The organism is Telmatospirillum siberiense (assembly GCF_002845745.1).
GTDB lineage: Bacteria > Pseudomonadota > Alphaproteobacteria > Rhodospirillales > Magnetospirillaceae > Telmatospirillum > Telmatospirillum siberiense.
The window spans coordinates 1-19,385 of the sequence record NZ_PIUM01000029.1 but is presented as its reverse complement, the minus strand read 5'-3'; the positions used below and the strand labels follow the sequence as shown (position 1 = coordinate 19,385).

The 19,385-nt window shown below is 64.3% G+C and carries 20 protein-coding genes; 13 read left to right on the top strand and 7 right to left on the bottom strand.

Going from position 1 to position 19,385, the window contains the following annotated elements:
* Positions 1-80: 80 nt before the first annotated feature.
* A complete protein-coding gene (locus CWS72_RS20645; protein WP_241911827.1) occupies positions 81-2,543 on the top strand; it encodes a glycogen/starch/alpha-glucan phosphorylase in 2,463 nt (820 codons plus the stop codon).
* A 68-nt stretch (positions 2,544-2,611) separates the two neighbouring features.
* Here CWS72_RS20645 and CWS72_RS20640 read toward each other — a convergent pair whose 3' ends face one another.
* The 6 genes from CWS72_RS20640 to CWS72_RS20615 all read right to left on the bottom strand — a co-directional run bounded on the left by CWS72_RS20640 (position 2,612) and on the right by CWS72_RS20615 (position 7,886).
* Positions 2,612-3,211, bottom strand: a complete 600-nt coding sequence (locus tag CWS72_RS20640; protein WP_101252536.1) for a prepilin-type N-terminal cleavage/methylation domain-containing protein — start codon at positions 3,209-3,211, stop codon at positions 2,612-2,614.
* Positions 3,212-3,340: 129 nt separating this feature from the next.
* A complete protein-coding gene (locus CWS72_RS20635; protein WP_101252535.1) occupies positions 3,341-3,751 on the bottom strand; it encodes a type II secretion system protein in 411 nt (136 codons plus the stop codon).
* A 1-nt stretch (position 3,752) separates the two neighbouring features.
* Positions 3,753-4,232, bottom strand: coding sequence for a GspH/FimT family pseudopilin (locus tag CWS72_RS20630; protein ID WP_158240749.1), 480 nt, complete (start codon positions 4,230-4,232; stop codon positions 3,753-3,755).
* Between the two features lie 190 nt (positions 4,233-4,422).
* On the bottom strand, positions 4,423-5,649 hold the full coding sequence (locus CWS72_RS20625) for a type II secretion system F family protein (protein ID WP_101252533.1): 1,227 nt from the start codon (positions 5,647-5,649) through the stop codon (positions 4,423-4,425).
* A 2-nt stretch (positions 5,650-5,651) separates the two neighbouring features.
* Positions 5,652-7,391, bottom strand: a complete 1,740-nt coding sequence (gene gspE / locus CWS72_RS20620) for a type II secretion system ATPase GspE (protein WP_101252532.1) — start codon at positions 7,389-7,391, stop codon at positions 5,652-5,654.
* Between the two features lie 9 nt (positions 7,392-7,400).
* Positions 7,401-7,886: a prepilin peptidase gene (locus tag CWS72_RS20615; protein ID WP_101252531.1), complete on the bottom strand. Its 486-nt coding sequence runs from the start codon at positions 7,884-7,886 to the stop codon at positions 7,401-7,403.
* A 251-nt stretch (positions 7,887-8,137) separates the two neighbouring features.
* Between CWS72_RS20615 and CWS72_RS20610 the strand changes: the two genes are divergently transcribed.
* The 11 genes from CWS72_RS20610 to CWS72_RS20560 all read left to right on the top strand — a co-directional run bounded on the left by CWS72_RS20610 (position 8,138) and on the right by CWS72_RS20560 (position 17,976).
* Positions 8,138-8,491, top strand: a complete 354-nt coding sequence (locus tag CWS72_RS20610; protein ID WP_101252530.1) for a hypothetical protein — start codon at positions 8,138-8,140, stop codon at positions 8,489-8,491.
* A gap of 244 nt (positions 8,492-8,735) precedes the next feature.
* Entirely contained in the window at positions 8,736-9,377 is a 642-nt protein-coding gene (locus CWS72_RS20605) for an STN domain-containing protein (protein WP_101252529.1), read from the top strand.
* On the top strand, positions 9,370-9,924 hold the full coding sequence (locus tag CWS72_RS20600) for an RNA polymerase sigma factor (protein ID WP_101252528.1): 555 nt from the start codon (positions 9,370-9,372) through the stop codon (positions 9,922-9,924). The genes CWS72_RS20605 and CWS72_RS20600 overlap by 8 nt, the downstream gene beginning before the upstream one ends.
* 132 nt (positions 9,925-10,056) lie before the next feature.
* Entirely contained in the window at positions 10,057-11,046 is a 990-nt protein-coding gene (locus tag CWS72_RS20595) for a FecR family protein (protein WP_101252527.1), read from the top strand.
* Positions 11,047-11,721: 675 nt separating this feature from the next.
* A complete protein-coding gene (locus tag CWS72_RS20590; protein ID WP_199175840.1) occupies positions 11,722-11,994 on the top strand; it encodes a ribbon-helix-helix domain-containing protein in 273 nt (90 codons plus the stop codon).
* Positions 11,991-12,326, top strand: coding sequence for a type II toxin-antitoxin system PemK/MazF family toxin (locus CWS72_RS20585; protein WP_199175839.1), 336 nt, complete (start codon positions 11,991-11,993; stop codon positions 12,324-12,326). Before CWS72_RS20590 ends, CWS72_RS20585 begins: the two co-directional genes overlap by 4 nt.
* An 18-nt stretch (positions 12,327-12,344) precedes the next feature.
* Positions 12,345-13,397: a PilN domain-containing protein gene (locus CWS72_RS20580; protein WP_146002827.1), complete on the top strand. Its 1,053-nt coding sequence runs from the start codon at positions 12,345-12,347 to the stop codon at positions 13,395-13,397.
* A gap of 2 nt (positions 13,398-13,399) precedes the next feature.
* Positions 13,400-14,017, top strand: a complete 618-nt coding sequence (gene gspM, locus CWS72_RS20575) for a type II secretion system protein GspM (protein WP_101252524.1) — start codon at positions 13,400-13,402, stop codon at positions 14,015-14,017.
* Entirely contained in the window at positions 14,014-14,508 is a 495-nt protein-coding gene (locus CWS72_RS20570) for a hypothetical protein (RefSeq protein WP_101252523.1), read from the top strand. Before gspM ends, CWS72_RS20570 begins: the two co-directional genes overlap by 4 nt.
* Positions 14,508-16,829, top strand: coding sequence for a type II secretion system secretin GspD (gene gspD, locus CWS72_RS20565; RefSeq protein WP_101252522.1), 2,322 nt, complete (start codon positions 14,508-14,510; stop codon positions 16,827-16,829). Before CWS72_RS20570 ends, gspD begins: the two co-directional genes overlap by 1 nt.
* Positions 16,830-17,109: 280 nt before the next feature.
* The gene (locus tag CWS72_RS20560; RefSeq protein ID WP_158240748.1) at positions 17,110-17,976 is read left to right on the top strand and encodes a type II secretion system minor pseudopilin; all 867 of its coding nucleotides are present in this window, start codon (positions 17,110-17,112) and stop codon (positions 17,974-17,976) included.
* A gap of 78 nt (positions 17,977-18,054) precedes the next feature.
* Here the strand turns inward: CWS72_RS20560 and gspG are convergent, their stop codons facing one another.
* A complete protein-coding gene (gspG, locus tag CWS72_RS20555) occupies positions 18,055-18,507 on the bottom strand; it encodes a type II secretion system major pseudopilin GspG (protein WP_338056212.1) in 453 nt (150 codons plus the stop codon).
* 677 nt (positions 18,508-19,184) lie between these two features.
* On the opposite strand from gspG, the gene CWS72_RS20550 reads away from it, so the two are divergent.
* Positions 19,185-19,385 (top strand): hypothetical protein (locus CWS72_RS20550; RefSeq protein WP_199175837.1); only part of this gene is annotated, 201 nt, incomplete at its 3' end.

Genomic DNA, 19,385 nt, shown 5'->3' with positions numbered 1-19,385 from the left:
CGGTCAAATATGTGCAGTGCAAAAGATATTCCCGCCTGCCGGGGGGCCTCGCGATCCGGTGTTGATGAGGAGAAAATGGCATGTTGAGGACGATGGACTCGCCGCTGCCGGCGGAGGCAGCCTTTGACGTGGCCGCGATCAAGCAGAGCCTGACGGATCATCTGCTCTACTCGGTGGGCAAGGACCCGCTGTTCGCCACCTCGCGCGATTGGTATCTGGCGGCGGCCTTTTCTCTGCGCGACCGTCTGATCTCGGCCTGGGTGCGCACCATGCGCAGCTACTACGATAACGACGTGAAAAGGGTCTATTACCTTTCCATGGAGTTCCTGGTCGGACGCGCCTTGACCAACTCCATGATCAATCTTGGGCTTTACGACGCTTTCCGCGAGGCGACCGAAAGCCTGGGCTATGATTTCGACGAATTGCAGAGCTGGGAGGTCGAGCCGGCCCTGGGCAATGGCGGCCTGGGACGTCTGGCGGCCTGCCTGATCGACAGCATGGCGACCTTGGGGCTTCCGGGCTTCGGTTACGGGATTCGCTACGAATTCGGCATGTTCACGCAGCATGTGGAGCGGGGCTGGCAGGTGGAATCGCCGGAAAACTGGCTACGCTACGGCAATCCCTGGGAGTTTCAGCGGCCGGGGGTGATCTATCCGGTTCGGTTCGGCGGGCGCGTCGTGCGGTACCGCGACGGCGAGGGCCGGTGGAATAGTCAATGGGTCGACTCCGAGGAAGTGATGGCCATGGCCTATGACGTCCCGGTGCCGGGATTCGGCGGCAAGACGGTCAACAACCTGCGTCTGTGGGCGGCCAAGTCCACACGCGAGTTCAATCTCAAATACTTCAATCAGGGCAATTATATCGAATCCGTCCGCGACAAGAACGAATCGGAAAATCTTTCCAAGGTTCTCTATCCCAGCGATTCGACAGCGCGCGGCAAGGAACTGCGTTTCCGGCAGGAATATTTCTTCGTATGCGCTTCGTTGCAGGACATCATCGCGCGTTTCCGCAAGACGCACAGCAATTTCGATCTGCTGCCCGATCATGTGGCGATCCAGATGAACGATACCCATCCGGCGATGGCGGTGGCGGAACTGATGCGAGTCCTGCTCGACGACCATCACTATGACTGGGAGCGCGCCTGGACCATCACCGTCAAGACCTGCGGCTACACCAACCACACCTTGCTGCCGGAAGCCCTGGAAACCTGGCCGGTCGACCTGTTCGAGCGGCTGCTGCCGCGTCATCTCGACATCATCTACGAAATCAATCAACGCTTTCTCAACGACGTGCGGCATCGCTGGCCGGGCGAGATGGATCTGTTGAGGCGGATGTCCCTCGTCGACGAGGACGGGACGCGGCGGATTCGCATGGCGCATCTGGCGGTGGTCGGTTCCCACAGCGTGAACGGGGTGGCCGAGATCCACACCGATTTGATGAAAAGCACGATCTTCGCCGATTTCGACCGCTTCCAGCCGGGCAAGATCAGTTGCAAGACGAACGGGATCACGCCGCGCCGCTGGCTTTTGTCGGCCAACCGTCCTCTCGCCGCGCTGATCACCGAGGAAATCGGTGACGGCTGGGTGACCCGGCTGGAGGAGCTTCAGGCCCTGGCGCCCCTGGCCGAGGACGCCGAGTTCCGGGAACGCTTCGCCCAGGCCAAGCGGACCAACAAGCAACGCCTGGCGCAAGTCATCGAGCAACGGCTGGGGGTTCCGGTCGATACCGACTCGCTGTTCGACGTCATGGTCAAAAGGATGCACGAGTATAAGCGGCAGCTTCTCAATGTGCTGCATGTGGTGACCCGCTACAATCGCATCCGCGCCAATCCCACCGCTTTTGCCGTGCCGCGCACGGTGATCGTCGGCGGCAAGGCGGCGCCCGGCTATTTCATGGCCAAGCTGATCCTGAAACTGATCAACGACGTCGCCGACGTGGTCAACAACGACCCCTTGACGAGCTCGCGGCTGAAGGTGGTGTTCGTTCCGAACTACAATGTCTCGACCGCAGAACTGATCATTCCGGGGGCCAATCTTTCGCAGCAGATCAGCACCGCCGGTACCGAAGCCTCGGGCACGGGAAACATGAAGCTGGCGCTGAACGGCGCCCTGACCATCGGAACCTGGGACGGCGCCAATGTAGAGATCTGCGAGGAGGTGGGCGAGGAAAACATGTTCCTGTTCGGCCTGACCGCGCAGGAGGTGGCCCGCGTGCACCGCGACGGCTGGGACAGCGCCGCCGCCATCGCGGCCAATCCGGAACTGGCGCAGGTCCTCGATATGATCGGTTCGGGTTATTTCTCCCCCGATCAGCCCGACCGTTTCCGTCCGATCGTCGATTCTCTGACCCTGGGGGGCGATCACTATCTGCTGAGCGCCGATTATCCCGCCTACATCGCCACGCAGGAGCGGGTGGACCAGCTTTATGTTGACGCCGACGCCTGGACAAGGAAGGCCATCCTGAACGTCGCGCGCATGGGCAAGTTCTCTTCCGATCGGACCGTCGCGGAATATGGCGAGGAGATCTGGAACGTCGGAAGCTAGTACATTGCCAGCCGTGGATAAAACAGTGGCACCGGCAGGGACGCCGGTGCCACTAGGGCTGGTTCGGGTCACTGCCTGTCCGGTTCCCGCTGCCGGGCGGCGATGATGTCCGGCCATCGGCGGGACTCGCCCGGAGGAAACAGGATCCGGATTCTGACCAGTTCCGGCGGCTGCCGGTCGGACCAGGACGTTTGCCAGCCGCCTGCCGCGCCCTCGGCGCCGGCGGGTTTCCAATAGCTGAACTCCACTTTTTCGACACCGGACAGGAGTTCGGTCTCGCCGGGCGTTCTCGGTCCGGCCAATCGCGTCGCATGCAGATGCGGAGTCCAGCGCAGGATCAGGCGGTGGTTCTCGACCAGCAAGGTGGCGTCGGCCCGCCGCGAGACGGAGGCCAGGGCGGCGGGAAGCTGGGTGGTGAAGCTGACGCGCCCGGTCTCACCCTCGAAAGATGTCGCGCCCTCTCCCTCGCGGGCGTTGGTTTGGGCGATCAGTTGGCGGAGCGCGCGGTCCACCGCGTCGAGCCGATCCCGCCGGGCGATGGTCGCCGCCTGGGCGTCCCAGACCTTGAAACCGTATTGCATTCCCTGCGCCAATCCCGCCATCAGCAGGCCTAGCACCGCCAGCCCGATCAGGATCTCCAGCAGAGTGAAGCCGGCGTCGGAGCGCATGCCTGTCCTCGCCCGGCGAGGGACAATGAGGCGAGTCACGTCAGTGCCTCGCCGGTCTCAGCCGCCATTGAGGCGGCGGCCAAGCCGATGGATATCGGCGCCCGGCGAGGGACAATGAGGCGAGTCACGTCAGTGCCTCGCCGGTAAAAGTCGTTCGCTTCGCAGCACCACCTCGCGGTCCTGGCCGCCGTCGGTCCAGGACAGGGTGATCTCGATGGCGTAGAGCGACAGGGACCGCTGGCGGACACCGCCGGAGGGGGCCATATCCGGCGGCGTGGACGTCGCCACCGGAGTGACGCGGATCCGCCAACGATAGCCGCCGCCGTCATCGCCTTCGAAGGTGCCGTCGGCCAGGGCGACGTCGCGGCCCAGGGCGGCAAGATGCGATTTGGCGCGGGAGACGGCCTCCTCGGTGCGGCCGGCCCTGTCGACGGCGGCGATGCCGTCCCCCGCCGCGTTGAACAGCAGGCCCAAGGCCGCCGCCGCGATGACGAAGGCGACCAGCACCTCCAGCAGGGTGAAGCCGTCGTCGTTGCGCATTTCAGGGCGTCGCCTCGGCAACGCTGACCCCGCCGGTCAGCCAGTCGACGGCGATCCTGAGACGCCGGCCGTCGTCGCCCAGATCGATGCGCCCGCCCGAGGAGCTGCCGTCGGGTTCGAAGCGGATGCCGGCTTCACGGAGGGCGCGGACTTCCCCCCGGATGGTGAGCAGGGCGATGGGCAGGTCGGAAGGCAGGGCGACGAAATCCTTGTCGCCGACGCGAAAGCGGCGCCCCGCCAAATCGATCACCAGGCTGACCGGGCGGTTGGTCAGGATCGCCCGCGACCGCGCCTCGCGCAGCCCCGCCGCGAGTTCTCCTGCGGCTCCCCGAAGTTCCAGCCCATGGCTCGACGGCGATCCCCGCCCGACGACGAGGCCCAGCATCGCCCCCAGGATGGCCAGCACGACGACCATTTCGATAAGGGTGAAGCCGTCGCGCCGCGCCTTTCTGGCGAGGTGACGGGATATTCTCCCCCTCATCCCAACCCTTCTCCCACGGGGGGAGAAGGGCTTTTCCGTCCCCAGCCCTCGCCCCTTGCGGGAGAGGGCGGCGAGCGTGAGCGAGCGGGTGAGGGGTGCGCGCGTCCGCGCGACATCAAGGACTTGTTTGTTTCCGCACATTTTTTCCGCGCTTTCGCGCCCCTTGCCGGCGACGGGGGCCGCGCTCATCTCAATGCGCCAGGTCATTGAGGCTCAGCATGGCCAGCAACAGCGAGCCGACGATGGCGGCGACGGCGCCGCCCATGGCGACGGTGATCGCCGGGACCAGCAGGGCGACCAGCCGTTCCACCGTCCGATGCGCTTCCTCCTGGTGGATGTCGGCGGCCTTCAGGGCCATCTTGGCCAGTTGCGCGGTTTCCTCGCCCAGGCGCAGCAGATGGATGGCGCGCGGCGGGAAAATATGCGATTCGGCGAGTGTCTGGGTCAGGCCGCCTCCCCCCTTGGCGGCTGCGGCGGCGCGTTCGACGGCGGCTACGGCGGCCAGGTTGCCGAGCGCATCCTTGACGATGCTCAAGGTGGCGACCAGGGGGACGCCGTTCTTGAGCAGGGTCCCCAGGGTGCGGCTGAAGCGGGCGGCCAGGGTATGGCGGAACAGCAGGCCGGCGACCGGCAGGCGCAATAGGATGCGATCGACCGGCAGGCGGATCGCCGGATCCTTCAGGGCTTGCCGGGCGGCCAGGCCGATGATCAGAAAACCGATCAGCATCCAGGGGCCGGCGACGGACAGGAAATCGCCCATTGCCATCATCGTGCGGGTCGCCGCGGGCATTTCCGCGCCATTCTGCGCGAACAGCGGCGCGAACTGGGGCAGGACCGAGGTCAGCAGCAGGGTAATGGTGCCGGCGGCCGCCACCAGGAGCAGGGCGGGGTAGATCATGGCCGACTGAATGCTGGCGCTCAGGGCGCGCTCGCGTTCCAGAAGCGCCGCCAGGTGATCGAGGGTGGCGGAAAGCGTGCCGCCGGCCTCGCCGGCCCGCACCATGCCGATATAAAGGCGCGAGAAGCTCCGTCCCTCCAGGGCCAGGGCGGCGGCCAGGGCGCCGCCGCCGCGCACTTTCGAGCGGACCCGGTCCATGACGATCCGGATCCGCGCGTTGGCGGCGGTTTCGACGATGAAGCGAAGCGCGCGGTCGAGATCCTGGCCGGCTTCCAGCATGGTGGACAGTTCGCGGGTGATGATGGCGACGTCCTGATGGCTCAAGGCGTCCCGTCGCCATGAGAATTCCGTCGCCACCAATTCCCCGAAAAAGCCGCCGGCGCCGGCGGGATCGGTCCGCATGGGGGTGAGGCCGCGGCGCTGCAGGCTATCGGCCACCGCCGCGCCGTCCGCCGCCTCCATGGTCCCCCGCTGCACCAGTCCGGCGGGATCGATGGCGAGATAGCGGAAGACCGGCATGATCAGCCATCCATCCGGATCGAGCGGGTCACTTCCTCGATGGTGGTTTCGCCGGCCAGGGCGGCAGCGAGCCCGGCGTCGAACATCGGGCGCATGCCGAGGGCGATGGCCGCCTGCTCGATGGCCGTGTGATCGGCGCGCTCGAAGATCAGGCGTTCGACGGGTTCGTCGAGGAGCAGGAATTCGGCGATGGCCATGCGTCCCTTGAACCCGGTGCCCCGGCAATGCGGGCAGCCGACCGGGTGGAAAAGGGTGTAAGGCTCAGGGGCCAGGCGGGAGAGGCCGAAACGTTCGACCAGTTCCGCCGAGGCCGGCGTTTCCCGGCGGCATTGCGGACAAAGCCGGCGCACCAGCCGCTGGGCCAGGATGCCGCGCAGCACCGCGGTGATCAGATAATCCTCAAGACCCATGTCGCGTAGCCGGGTGATGGTCGAGGCGGCGGAATTGGTGTGCAGGGTGGAGAGCACGAGATGGCCGGTCAACGCGGCCTGGGCGGCGATCTGCGCGGTCTCCAGGTCGCGGATCTCGCCCACCATGATGACGTCCGGATCCTGGCGCAGGATCGAGCGCAGTAGCGTGGCGAAGGTGAGGCCGATCTGCGGTTTGACCTGGATCTGGTTGATGCCGGCGAGCTGATATTCGATGGGATCCTCCACCGTCACGATCTTGCGGACCACGGTGTTGAGGCGGAGCAGCCCGGTATAGAGGGTGGTGGTCTTGCCGGACCCCGTCGGGCCGGTGACCAGGACGATGCCGTTGGGCTGGTCGAGCGCCGCGGTGAAACGATCCGTCGCTTGGGGCGACATGCCGAGCTTGCCGAAATCGAATTCGACGGCGTTGCGATCGAGCACGCGCAGAACCACCGTCTCGCCATGCAGCGACGGGATGGTGGAGACGCGGAAGTCGACCTCCTGGCCGCGCACGGCGAGTTTGATCCGGCCGTCCTGGGGCAGGCGGCGTTCGGCGATGTCGAGCCGCGCCATGATTTTGATGCGCGAGATGATCGCCGCCGTGAGATGGGCCGGCGGCGCCTCGGCCTCGTGCAGGACGCCGTCGTAGCGGTAGCGCACCCGAAGGGCGTTTTCGAACGGTTCGATGTGGATATCCGATGCCTGCGTCTCGACGGCCCTGGCGATGATCTGGTTGACCAGACGGATGACCGGCGCCTCGCTGGCCAGATCCTTCAGGCGTTCGGCGTCCTCCTCGATCGGCGTGGTCTCGCCGGCGTCATCCTCGTCCGCTTGCGGCTTGCCTTCCGACCAATCCGGATAAAGGCGGTCCAGGGCCGCTTCGAGGTCGATGGGAACGGCGACTTCGATCCGGACCGGTTTGCCGACGGCGGCGGCGATGCTCTGACGGGTGAACTGGTCGAAGGGGTCGGTCATCGCCACGATGACGCCATCGCCGTCGCAGGTCAGCGGAACCACATGGGCATGACGGAGAAATTTTGGTTTGAGCCGCTCGGAGAGCACGGGGTCTTCCGGAAAACGGTCGGCTGTGGCCAGCGGCAGGCCCAACAGGGCGGCATAAGCTTCGGCGAGCCCCCGTTCACTGGCCAGGCCCAACTGGATGAGGACTCCGTCGAGCCTTCGCCCGGTGTCTTCCGCGACGCGGCGGGCCCGTTCCAGCGTTCTGGCGTCGACCAGGCCGCGCTCCATGATGACTTCGGCCAAGGCGTCCATCGCCGCCTCGGGGGAGGTGGCGGCAGGAGCGGGGAAAGACGGGGGAATATCAACGGTCATGGCGTTCCGTCACAGGCTGAGGGGGCCGTGCAGCCACGTCATCCACAACCCCAACGCCAGACATGGGCCGAAAGGGATGGGCATGCGGGGGTCGAGCCGGCGGCGGACCAGGGCGATGACCGCGATGACCAGAAGACCGGCAATCGCGGCCAGCAGGATGACGCTGGGTAATCCTTCCCAGGCGACCCAGGCCCCGGCGGCGGCGGCCAGTTTGGCGTCGCCTTCACCCAGGCCGTCGCGATGGCGGAAATGCCGGTAGGCCGACGCCACCAGGCGGAAGGAGATATATCCCGCCGCCGCGCCGGCGGCGTGGGCCGGCAGCAGGCCTGGCGTGGTCCAGGCGCACCATGCCAGGCCGGCGGCGACCAGCGGCAGGGTCAGGGCATCGGGCAGAATGAGATGTCGGATATCGATCCAGGAAAGCGCCAGCAGGCTGGTTCCGAAACCGCAGGCGAGCCAGAATTTCACATCGGGAATGACCGGAAGGGCATTCATTCGGCAGGCCCCGCTTAGTCATGAAAAAGGGTGGTTGGGATGGCCGTTCGGCGCACCAGAAGTATAAGCATAAGTTATGGTGGAGTGTCAGTATGTGTATTTATTGTTAATAATTCTGAAACGATTATGATATTGATATGATATCAAGTGATTTTGTAGTGCTGCATCAATACGGAAGTGTTATTTTTGTGCGGCTCAAAGTCCGGGTGACGGTTTGAGGGAGGTCGATCGTGTGCTGTGCGAAAAGGTGCTTGTCCGCCACGCTGAAGATGATCTTCGTCACGGCCATCCTGAGCCTGCCCGCCCTGTCCGTGGCGGCGGCGGCGGCGGAGGGCGGCGTCGCGGACGGCCCCTGCGTCGAGGTCGAGATCGGCGGAGACAAGGCGCCTTCTCTCACATGTCTCAATCAGCGTCTGCGCCAGCAGGTCGAACAGATCCACCCGACGCAGAACATCCCACCGTTGGATGCGTCGTCGTCGTCGGTGAAACTGGGTGGATACAATCAGGCGGCCCTTGCGCAGCAATATGGGGCCAATTTCGGCAAGTCGATCTACCCCTTCCGGCCCACCTCGACCTACGGCAGTGCCCTGAGCGTCAAACCCTGAGCCCGCCCCGGCCATTACGCAAAAATATCATATCTTGTTTCTAGCTGGCTTCCGGCCGGCTTGATATCTTATCTCCCTGTTCAATCATACGAATGGGGTCACGCCGAAATCTCCGGCCCGCGAGGCATCGGGACGCGGTGATGATGTGGCTTGCGGACACATGATGAATGGCCTGAAACGCGTCTCGTCTGCCGGTTCATCGTGTCGCATGGGGGTGATTCTCGCCTGTTGCGGAACGTTTGCGATGCTTGCGTCTCTTCCGGCGGGAGCGTCCGAAGACGAGATGGGGCGCCGCGCGGTTTTCCAAATTCCGGCACAGCCCCTGGCCGATGCGCTCAACGCTTTCGGCGAGACCACGCATATTCCCATGTTCGTCGACAGCGAGTTGATCCGGGGACGCCGTTCGAGCGAAGTCGCCGGATCGTTCTCCTCTCTCGATGCCTTGCGCGAAATGCTGGACGGGACCGGGTTGACCGCCCGCAGCGTGGACGGCAAAGGCTTCACTCTCATGTCCCTTTTGCCGTCATCGGGCCCCGATACGGTGGCAAGGCGTTCGATTGCCCGGGAGTTCGAGCGTTATTCCGCGGCGATCCAGGTCGCCTTGCATGAAGCGCTCTGCCGTCATCGGGAGACGAGGCCCGGCACCTATCGTTCATTGATCCGGCTGTGGATCGGCGAGACGGGCAGGGTTACCCGGTCCGACCTGCTGACGACGACCGGCGATTCCCGGCGCGACGTCTTGCTTGCCGGGGAATTGCAGGCCCTTGCCGTCGGGGAGCCACCGCCGCCGGGACTGCGGCAACCGGTTACCCTGCTGCTGCAGCCGAGCGCGGCGAGCGCCGCCGATTATTGTCTGCTGGCGCAGGCGGACGGCGGCGATGACTGAGAGTTTCGTGGCCATGCTGCGGCGGCTTCTCGTCGCTGATTACGGTTCCCTGAAGCAGCGGTTGGCCAGGCGCTTCGGATCGTCCGATTTCGCCGGGGAGGTTCTGCACGAGGCCTGGCTGCATCTCAATCACCTCGAAGGGAGCGGGGCCGAGGCCTCGGTCCGCAATCCGGCCGCCTATCTCTACCGGCTGGCCCTCAATATCGCGGTGGATCAGAAGCGGGCCGACAGCCGCTGGCTTGCCAAGGCTGAAATCGAATCCTATTGCAGCCTGGCGGTCAACGAGCTTGATCCCGGCAGGGTCGCCGAGGCCCGGTCGGAACTGTCGACACTTTCGCGGGCTCTCGAAAATATTCCTCCGCGCCGGCGCGCCATCTTCGTGGCGTCTCGCCTGGAAAACCTGTCCCACAAGGAAATCGCCGAGCGTTACGGCGTCACCGTGCGGATCGTTGATCGCGAATTGAAGGCCGCGCTCGATTACTTCAGCGAGGTTCTCGAAAAAAAATTGGCGCCGAGACGCGGACCGCGCCCTTTGAAAACGTCTTAGCAACAGAGAACTCATGTTTCGTTTCCAACGTTCGCAGCGCTTCGGTCACTGGCCGCAAAGGTTTCGGTACTTCGAAAACGGACGTCAGAGTATTGCGGAGGCGCCAAAATCAGCTCAAGAGATCACACGGCTATGATGACCCCTGACGGCGATTTCGCCGGAAACGACGTATTGCGCCAGCAATCCCTGGCCTGGCTCAGACTGTTGACGGGAGGCCGCGCGACCGCCGCCGACGTCGCCTCCCTGACGCGTTGGCGGGAAGCCAGCCCGGATCACGGCCGTGCTTTCGCCGAAGCGGCATTGCTGTGGGAGGTTATGGGCGACGCCGCCGCCCTGGCGTTGCAAAGCGATCCCGCTCTTGCCTTCGCCGCCTCCTCGAAGCGATCCGGTGTGGTGGTGGGGCGGCGAGCCTTCTTTCTGGGCGGGGGGGCTCTCGCCGCGTCTCTGGCCGGCGTGGCGTTGGTTCACCCCCCTCTCGGGCTTTGGCCGTCCTTTGCCGATTTACGGGCCGACTACAGAACCCGCCTGGGCGAGCGGCGGCGCATCGACATGGCGAGCCAGTCTTCGGTGGAATTGAACACCCAGACCAGCATCGACTTCCATTCGACGGAAGGCGGGGCGGCCATCGAGCTGATTTCCGGCGAAGCGGCCGTCAGTACGGGAGCGTCCCCGACGGAGATCGTCGTCAGTGCCGGAGCTGGCCGGAGCGAGGCCCGGCAGGGAAGCTTCAATATTCGCAAAGACGGGGAGGCGGTCTGCGTGACCTGCCTCGACGGCCAGGTGAATGTGCGGTTCGGGGATGGTGTTGTTTCGCTGCGGGGCGGTCAGCAGGTTTCTTATGACGACAGTGGTTTGCGTCCGACGGCCGCCGCCGATTCCGAAATCGTCGGGGCTTGGCGGCACGGGCTGTTGATATTTCGCGATGCGCCATTGTCGCGTCTCATCGAGGAGGTGAATCGCTATCGGTCCGGCAAGATCGTTCTTCTTGATTCGCATCTGGCCCAGCGCCGCGTCGTCGCGACGTTTCGTCTCGATCGCATCGATGACGCGGTGACTTTCGTCCGGCAGGTCATGAACGTTCCCGCCCGCTTTCTGCCCGGAGGGCTCGTCCTGCTGGGGTGATCGGGCGTTCTTGCCCCTCTTACTCGTCATGCCCATGCTTGACACACGGCTGTCGGACACGGATTTTCCCTCAATATTTAGGGAAAATTGTGCCGGGCTTATCCACCAAAGGTCGTCATGCCCGTGCGTGACACGGGCATCCACGTGCCCGCTTCCAATGACGTCGGCCGATCCATGCAATCATGGATTGCCGGGTCAAGCCCGGCAATGACGGTTTTGGATGGTGATCGCCACTGGTGCATCGAGGCCTGGGATAAGACAGCTTTTAATTTATTTTGTCGAAAATCTAATCTCTTCCATCGTTCCTTGTTCCCCGATTGTTGCAGTGGGATGAAATATTGTGGCCGAAAGACCGTCCGGAAGCCGGTACGGGGCACGATAAAATCAACTAACTTACTGTAAAATAATATATTTTTTCGAGACATGGACGAACGTCCTGGATCTCTATGGAATTTGGAGGGGAGGAGGTTTGTCCGGGTGGGCAGCGTCTATCCTTATGTCCGAGCCTGTGCGCAAGTACTCGTGATAGTAGAACAAAACTGTCATTTGCTAAGCGCCAACGGAACGGTCAGCCTGGAGGCGTCACGATGTCCGTGTGGACTTGTCCTGCATTTCATATTCCCTTCCCGCGGCTTTCGTCCCGCCTTCCTTTTTGAAAAACAGAGAGGATCGATCATGGCAACGCAACAAGTTTTGGTGCGTCTTCCCGAAGAGTTGGCGCGACGGTTCAAGCGGTGCGTGTCCGATCGTCGGCGCAGCGAATTCATCCGGAAATTGTTGGAGCAGGCCCTGCCGCCGGCCGATGGAAGCGAGAGCGATCCGCTTTATCAGGCCGCCTTGGCGGTGGAGCGCGATCAACGACTGGCTTCGGAAATGGCCGAATGGAAGACGCTGCCCATGGGCGACGGCGAGATCGGGGATGCAGCCTGGAGGGCGAGCGGATCGTGACCGACGCGGCGGCTGTAAGGCGAGGCGATGTCTGGTGGGTCAGTCTCGACGGTGCCGCCAACGATCATCAGAAAATGCGTGCGGCGGTGGTTCTGACGGCGGACGGACTGAACCGTGCCCGAGGAAGCATCGTCGTGGTGCCCTTGTCCGTGGAGGTGGAGGTCCGTCCCCCCATCGTCGTCGCCACGCCGTCCGTCGGTCAAGGAACGGTCGCCGTCTGCGATCAGCTCCGCGCGATCGACAAGGGATTGCTGGTGGAAGTCATCGGCCGCTTGGCCAACGGCGATTTGAAGGCCGTTCAGGACGGGGTACGGACGGTCCTGCAACTGTGACGGAAGTGTTGCCTGGCAATGAACGCGATGGTGCAAGACTATTGGCGATGGTGGGGGGAACAGATGGCGTCCCTTGTTCCTCCCGGTCTGCGGCGGGCCGGAGAGGACGAGGACGCCCTTCTGATCGAGCCGGCCGAGGATGCGGGGGAAAACTCCTGGACGGTCGCCATAAGCGCGTGTCGCCGTCGCCAGACGCGTCGCCTTGGCCGGTTTCGTCTCGACGCCAAAGGGGGGGCGGCCTTGCGCAACGAGCTGACCGCGGCCGGCCGGCCCGAGGCGGTGCATCTCATTTTGCCTCCCGGTCTGCTGATGGAAAAGGTCATGACGCTGCCTTTGGCCGCCGAACGGGAGATCGGCAACGTCCTCGCCTTCGCCATGGACCGGGAAACGCCATTTTCGGTGGCCGAGGTATGGTGGTCATTCGCGGTGGAGGGGCGCGACAGGACCGAAGGGAAGCTGACGCTGCGCCTTTCGGTCGTCCCCCGAGAGGCCTTGGCCGATCTCCTCGCCCTTCTCGACAGGGCCGGTCTGCGGCCGACCGCGCTGGTCGGAACGGGCCGGGACGGCGGCCGCAGGATAGTGCCGCTGGCCGCCGGCAAGGCGGGGCCCTGGCGGAAGCTGTCGTTGCCGCTGGCCGTCGGGCTGTGCGGCATGCTTTTGCTGAGCGTATTGGCAACGCCCTTCGTGCGGCAGTCCTTGGCCTTGGCCGAGGTCGAGCGCCACATCGCCGTCTTGAAGCCGCAGGTCGAGATGGCCGAAGCGCTTCGCCGTCGCATCGACGGTAGCGGATCGGGGGGGGATCTTCTGGCGGCGGAAGCGGAGCGCCTGGGTGATCCGCTCAAGGTTCTGGCCGCCGCCACGCGGGCCTTGCCGGACGACACCTATCTGACCGAGTTCTCCATGCGTCAACGACAGGTCGGCCTGATCGGTCAATCGGCCGATGCGGCGCAACTGATCGGGGCCCTGGCCCATGATCCGTCATTCCGGGATCCGGCTTTCGCCGCGCCGGTCACCCGCATGAAGGACGGCAATCGGGATCTTTTCTCGATCAAGGTGGAGGCTCGTCCCTGATCATGCCCTCCACCCTGCCGACAGGCCGCCGGGGACAGGTGATGGCGCTTCTGATCACGTTCGTTCCACTGCTCGCCCTGTGGTCCGTCGCGGTGGTGCCGCTGACCGATCTGTACGGCGAGAGGGCCGAGCAATTGACCGCCCGCCGGCGTTTGGTTCAGCGCATGTCGCTTTTGGCCGCCGATCTGCCTGCCCTGCAGGATCGGGCCGCGGCCATGGCAAAAAGCGACGGACCGGTGGTCCGGCTTCTCGACGGGACCAGCGACGCGCTGGCGGCGGCGTCGTTGCAAAATCGCGTGCAGGAGATGGTCGTCGCCGCGGGAGCCAGGCTGACCAGTGTCGAGATCATGGAGACCACCGCTGCCGGGGATTACCGCCGTATCGGCCTGAAGGTCGCGCTTTCCGCTCCCTGGCCGGTTCTGGTCGGGCTGCTGGGGGGCGTCGAGCAATCGTCCCTGCCGATGATGATCGACGGCTTGCAGATTCGCGCCGGCTCGGCCGCCTCTTCCAGCGGCGGGTCCGGTTCGGATGGCGCGCGGTCCTTCGATGCCGGTTTCACCGTTTCCGCCTTTCGCTCGGCTGCCGCCGCCGCGGCCGACGGTCCGGGGAAGGCGCCATGACGCGTCGCCCGCTTTGGAAAGGTCTCGGCGTCGCGGCGGGCGTCCTGTCGCTGCTGTTCGTCTTCGAAGTGACGGGGGGAGGGGACGAGCCGCCACCGCTCGCCGACGCCGCCACGGGCGAGTCCGCTCCACCGCCGGTTTCCCAGCCGGCGCCGAAGGATCTGCCCGGATGGACCGAGACGATTCTCCGCCGCCCGCTGTTCGATCCTGCCCGCCAGGGCGATCCCTCGGCGCCGGCCGGCCAACCGGTCGATTCTTTGCCCCGGCTGGCCGGAGTCATGCAGGCCGATGGCGAGCGGCGGGCGATTTTCCAGCCGGAGGGCGAGCGTAAACCCGTCGTCGTCGGCGAAGGCGACCTGTTGGGCGGCTGGAAAGTGCGCAGGATCGCCGATGGCGCGGTCACCATCGACGGGGCCGGCGGGACGAGGACGCTGCGACCGAAGTTCTCTTCCAAGCCGACGCCATCCCAGTCAGGACAAGGAGGGCGGTAATGCGCCGCACAGTGGTTTTAACGGTTTTTCTCGCTTCTTCGTTGGTGCTGGGCGGATGTCAAACGCCTCCTCCTCCGCCGCTTGCTCCCTTGCCGGCCGGGCCGGCGAGCGGGGATGACGGGACGGCCAGTCCTCGGATCAACGGCGACGTCATCGTCCGCAAGCCCTCTCCGACGGTGATGGAGGTGAGCGAGGGAACACGCTCCACCCCCCGCCAGCCGGGTTTTTCCTCTTTTGAAGCGGCCGGCGGCGACGGCGATGTCGTTCTCGATTTCGCCGACACCGATGTCCGGGCGGTGGTCCAGCAGGTTCTGGGCCAGATTCTCAAAGTCGATTACGCCATCGATCCGGCGGTGCATGGCACGGTAAGCTTCAAGTCGGCCAAGCCGATCGCGCGTCAGGCGGTCCTGCCTACGCTGGAGGCGCTGCTCGGGCAAAGCGGAGCCCTGTTGGTGCGCAATGGCGATCTTTACCGCGTGATTCCCGCCGGTCAGTCTTATCCGGCCATCGGTGGCGAGGCTTCGAGCGGAACCGAGATCGTTTCGTTGCGCTATACCTCGGCCGCCGATCTGGCCAAGGTTCTGGCGCCGGTGGTCGGCCAGGGCAATGCCGGCCAGGGCAACGGCGCGCCGGGCGCCGCCGGGCAGCAGGCTTCGCGCATCATCGCCGATCCGACCCACAACGCCCTTCTCATCACGGGAGATTCGGCGGCGCGGACGACCATCCGCAGTTTGATCCGCAGTTTCGATATCGACGCCCTCGCCGGACGGTCCTATGCCCTTTTCCCCGTTCCCGCTCCGGAGGAGCCGCGGCGCGTCGCCGCGCAATTGCGTGAGGTCTTCCAGACCGAGGGGGACGGCGGTTTGGCCGGCGTGGTCAGGATCATCCCCATGGATGCGGCCGACGCCGTTCTGGTGGTCGCCCCCGAACCGCGGTTCATCGAGGATGCCCGGCGATTGTTTCGTCTGCTCGACCAGACCCGCGAAACCACGGCGCGGAACTGGCATGTCTATTACGTGCAGAACGGCGAGAGTTCCGACCTCGCCCATGTGTTGCAACAGGCGTTCACGCCGAACAATGTCACCGAGCAAGGCAGCGCGGCCAGCAAGGGGCAGAAGGCGGTCGCGCCGGGTCAGGGCCTGGCCCAGTTGAATTCCGGCGGCTCCGGTTCGAGCGGTTCCAACACCTCCTCCAACTCCAGTTCCGGTTCCAGCGGTTTTGGTTCGTCCGGCACCTCTGGCACCTCCGGCGCGAGCGGCGGCGGGACGGGGGCCGGCGCCACCGGATCGGGCATGTCCGTCGGCGGGGGTGCCGCTTCCGCCGCCACCCAGTCCCTGTCGTCGAATGCCGAGGGCGGCGGTGACGGTAGCGCCTCCGCCGACCGGATCCGCATCATCGCCAACCACGTCAACAATGCCATCCTGATCTATGCGACCCCCGAGGAGCAGAGCACCATCGAGGCGATGTTGCGCAGGATCGACATCCTGCCCCTGCAGGTGCGCATCGACGCGGCGATCGCCGAGGTCACCCTGACCGACGACCTGCAATATGGGACGCAGTTTTACCTCAAGCATGGCGGCGTCAACGGTCTTCTGACCACAGCCTCTACCTCCTCCACGAGCTTGAGCGGGACCTATCCGGGATTCGTCCTGACCGCCAAGTCGGGAAGCGCCGAACTGGTGCTGTCGGCCTTGTCCAGCGTCACCAATGTCCGCATCCTGTCCTCGCCGCAGATCATGGTGCTGGACAATCAGCCGGCCCGCCTGCTGGTGGGCAATCTGGTGCCTTATTTGAAGGAGACCTCGCAAAGTACCCTGACCTCGACCTCGTCGGTGGTCAGCAGCATCGACTATCGCGAGACCGGCATCATTCTCGACGTGGTGCCGCGGGTCAACAAAGGGGGGCTGGTGACCCTGGACCTGTCGCAGGAGGTCAGCGCGGTACAATCCACCAGCAGCGGCAATATCGAATCGCCGACCTTCACCGATCGCGCGGTGCGTTCCCGCATCGTCGTGCAGGACGGGCAGACCGTCGGCTTGGCCGGCCTGATCAGCGATACCGACAGCCAGGAAAATTCCGGACTGCCCTTTCTCAAGGATATCCCCGGTCTGGGCTTTCTGTTTTCCACCCAGACCAACAGCCGCACCCGGACCGAACTTCTGGTGCTGATCACGCCCCATGTCATCGAGGATCAGCGGGCGGCCCGCGCCCTGACCGAGGAAATGCGCCGCAACCTGCCCGACGCCGCCCTGGCGCCACAGCAACTGGGCGTCCAGGCCCCCTCCGGCTCGTCCAACCCCAATGCGTCGCTTCTGGAATAGACATGTCCGAATCGCGGAACGGTTCCCAGCCCTCCCGCGAGTGGAGACGGGCTTTTCCGTCGTCCCCAGCCCTCGCCCCTTGTGGGAGAGGGCGGCGAGCGTGAGCGAGCGGGTGAGGGGGGCGCACGTCGGCGCGACATCAAAGACTTGTTTGTTTCCGCACACTTTTTCCGCGCGTCCGCGCGTAAGTCCCCTCACCCCACTCGCTTCGCTCGTCCCCTCTCCCGCAAGGGGCGAGGGGATATTTCCCCTATCCGGACGCCGATGGGCGTCCCTGCCGGTGTCCGGCCGAAAGGCGGACGACGATCCCCGCCGGGCGGCCTCCTCCGCCGGGTTCGCCCTGCTTCTGGTGCTGTGGACCCTGGTGCTGCTGTCGCTGGTGGTCACCCACATCATCACTGCGGGGCGGGGCGAGGCGCGGATCGCTTCCAATCTCAGGGCCAACGCCGCGGCGGAAGCGCGGGCCGACGGGGCCGTCTACGAGGCGCTTTTCCGCCTGGTCGATAGCTCCGACGCCCGCTGGAGGGCCGACGGGGCGCCCAGGACGCTTGCCTTCAAGGACGCCGTGGCGACCGTTCGCGTCACGCCGCTGACCGGCAAGGTCAATCCCAATCTCGCCTCCGAGCCGTTGCTGGCCGCCTTGCTGGCGGTGGTGGGGGCTGATCCGGACAAGGCGTCGTCCCTGGCCGGGGCGATCGCCGATTGGCGCGGCCGCGACAGTTGGCACTCGCCCCTGGCCCAGCGCCTGGGTCCCTATCGCACCGCCGGTCTCGACGACGGGCCGCCCGGATCGCCGCTCGAAAGCCTGGATGAGCTGGCGTCCGTGCTGGGCATGACTCCCGCCTTGCTCCAGGCGCTGAAGCCGCATCTGTCGCTTTATCAGATGGGGCCGCCCGACCCCCTGTCGGCCGATCCGGCGGTGGCGCAGGCCCTGCGGCATCTGCCCACGGCGCAGCCGCAGCCATCGCCGGCGAGCGATCCCTCTCCCCGCGTCCCGCAGGCGGGGGTGGCTACGGTGACCATCGAGGCCGATGTCGCCACGGTGGATGGAGCCCGTTTCACCCGCCGTGCCGTCGTCCGCATCGGAACCGTCTTTACCCGCGGCTATGCCGTCCTCGCCTGGGGTGGAGAACTGGACGAGGAGTAGTGGCGCGTTTCATCTTCAATGAAAGGTGCCACCAAGCCCGAGCGGCGCTTGAGCGTGTTCGAGTAGAGAGGGGAGGGGCTATCGGTTGCAGATCTGGGCGCTGGCGTCGGAACCGCCCGATTGGTCGGTGGGACCCTGGGAACAGAGATCGAAGTCGCGCCCGCCTCTTTGAGAGGGGACCCGGTAGAGATAGGGGCGATCCCAAGGGTCTTCCGGCAACGCGCCATCCTTGATGTAGGGGCCGTGCCATCCGCGGACGCCGGGGGGGGCGGTGATCAGTGCCCGCAATCCTTCGTCGGTGCTGGGGTAGCGGCCGACGTCGAGTTTGTAGAGGTCGAGCACGCCGGCCAGGCGGACGACCGATTGCTGGGCGATTTTCTCCTTGGCGTTGCCGAGTTGCCGCAGGGCCGCCGGGGCGACCAGTCCGATCAGCATGGCAAGGACGGCAAGGACGACCAGCAGTTCAAGCAACGTGAAGCCGCTTTCACGGCTGTCAGTACCCCGCCGTGACGATATTTCGGACATTGTCATGAAACATCTCAATAATTTACGTTCTCTACCCGCGACTATATGAAATAAACATAAGGTGATTGTGTGAAAATTGAATGACGTGAATTGCTTTATGGTCATATGACTATTTGTGTATGTCTTGGAAAGATAATTTTATAATGGATATGATATCATCTATTGATGATATTTTATGTAACATTTCCTTCATAAACTTGCCGTTGCCTCTCTTCGTCGTCGAGAGGTCGTTCTTGTTGCAGTTTGATGAAAGTTCTCCGCCGGAGAGGGGTTTGATCGAGCGGGCTCCGTCTACCTTGCATGGGATACGACTTTTTGTTGCATGAGGTTCCGATGCCCCTGGTCGCGCCACCTTCTGGAGTTCGTCATTGCAGTGTTCGTCTGGACGTGATGTTGCGGTGACGAAATGAAGATAGGCGACTTCTAGAGAGGGCTTATTTTATATACTTGAATATTGTGTGTAATGTGTCGATGTATTGTTTGGCGCATTTGGTTAGCTTTGTCTTTTATGAATTTATTTTTTATTAAAATGTCACGCAAGAGTCTTTTTTTGTTGGTCATATATCGGTGTATATCGCCGTAAATATTTTTATATGCCGTGTTTCGTTTGGCGGCACGCAGTGGGGGTGTTGGTGTTCGATCATTTGCGCCAAGGGATCGTTCCTTATCGATGGGGGCGTCCGATGACGAGAAATTTGCTTTGGGGGATGCCCACGGTTTGCGCGGTGCTGACGCTGGCCGCCGCCGCTTCGCATGGCGCGGAAGACGGGGGCCCATCGCCTCGTCTGGTTGACATCTACGAGTATCGCGTTGAGGGGGCACGGACGCTTCCCGTTGAGGAGGTCGAGGCGGCGGTTTATCCGTTTTTGGGCCCCGGCAAGACG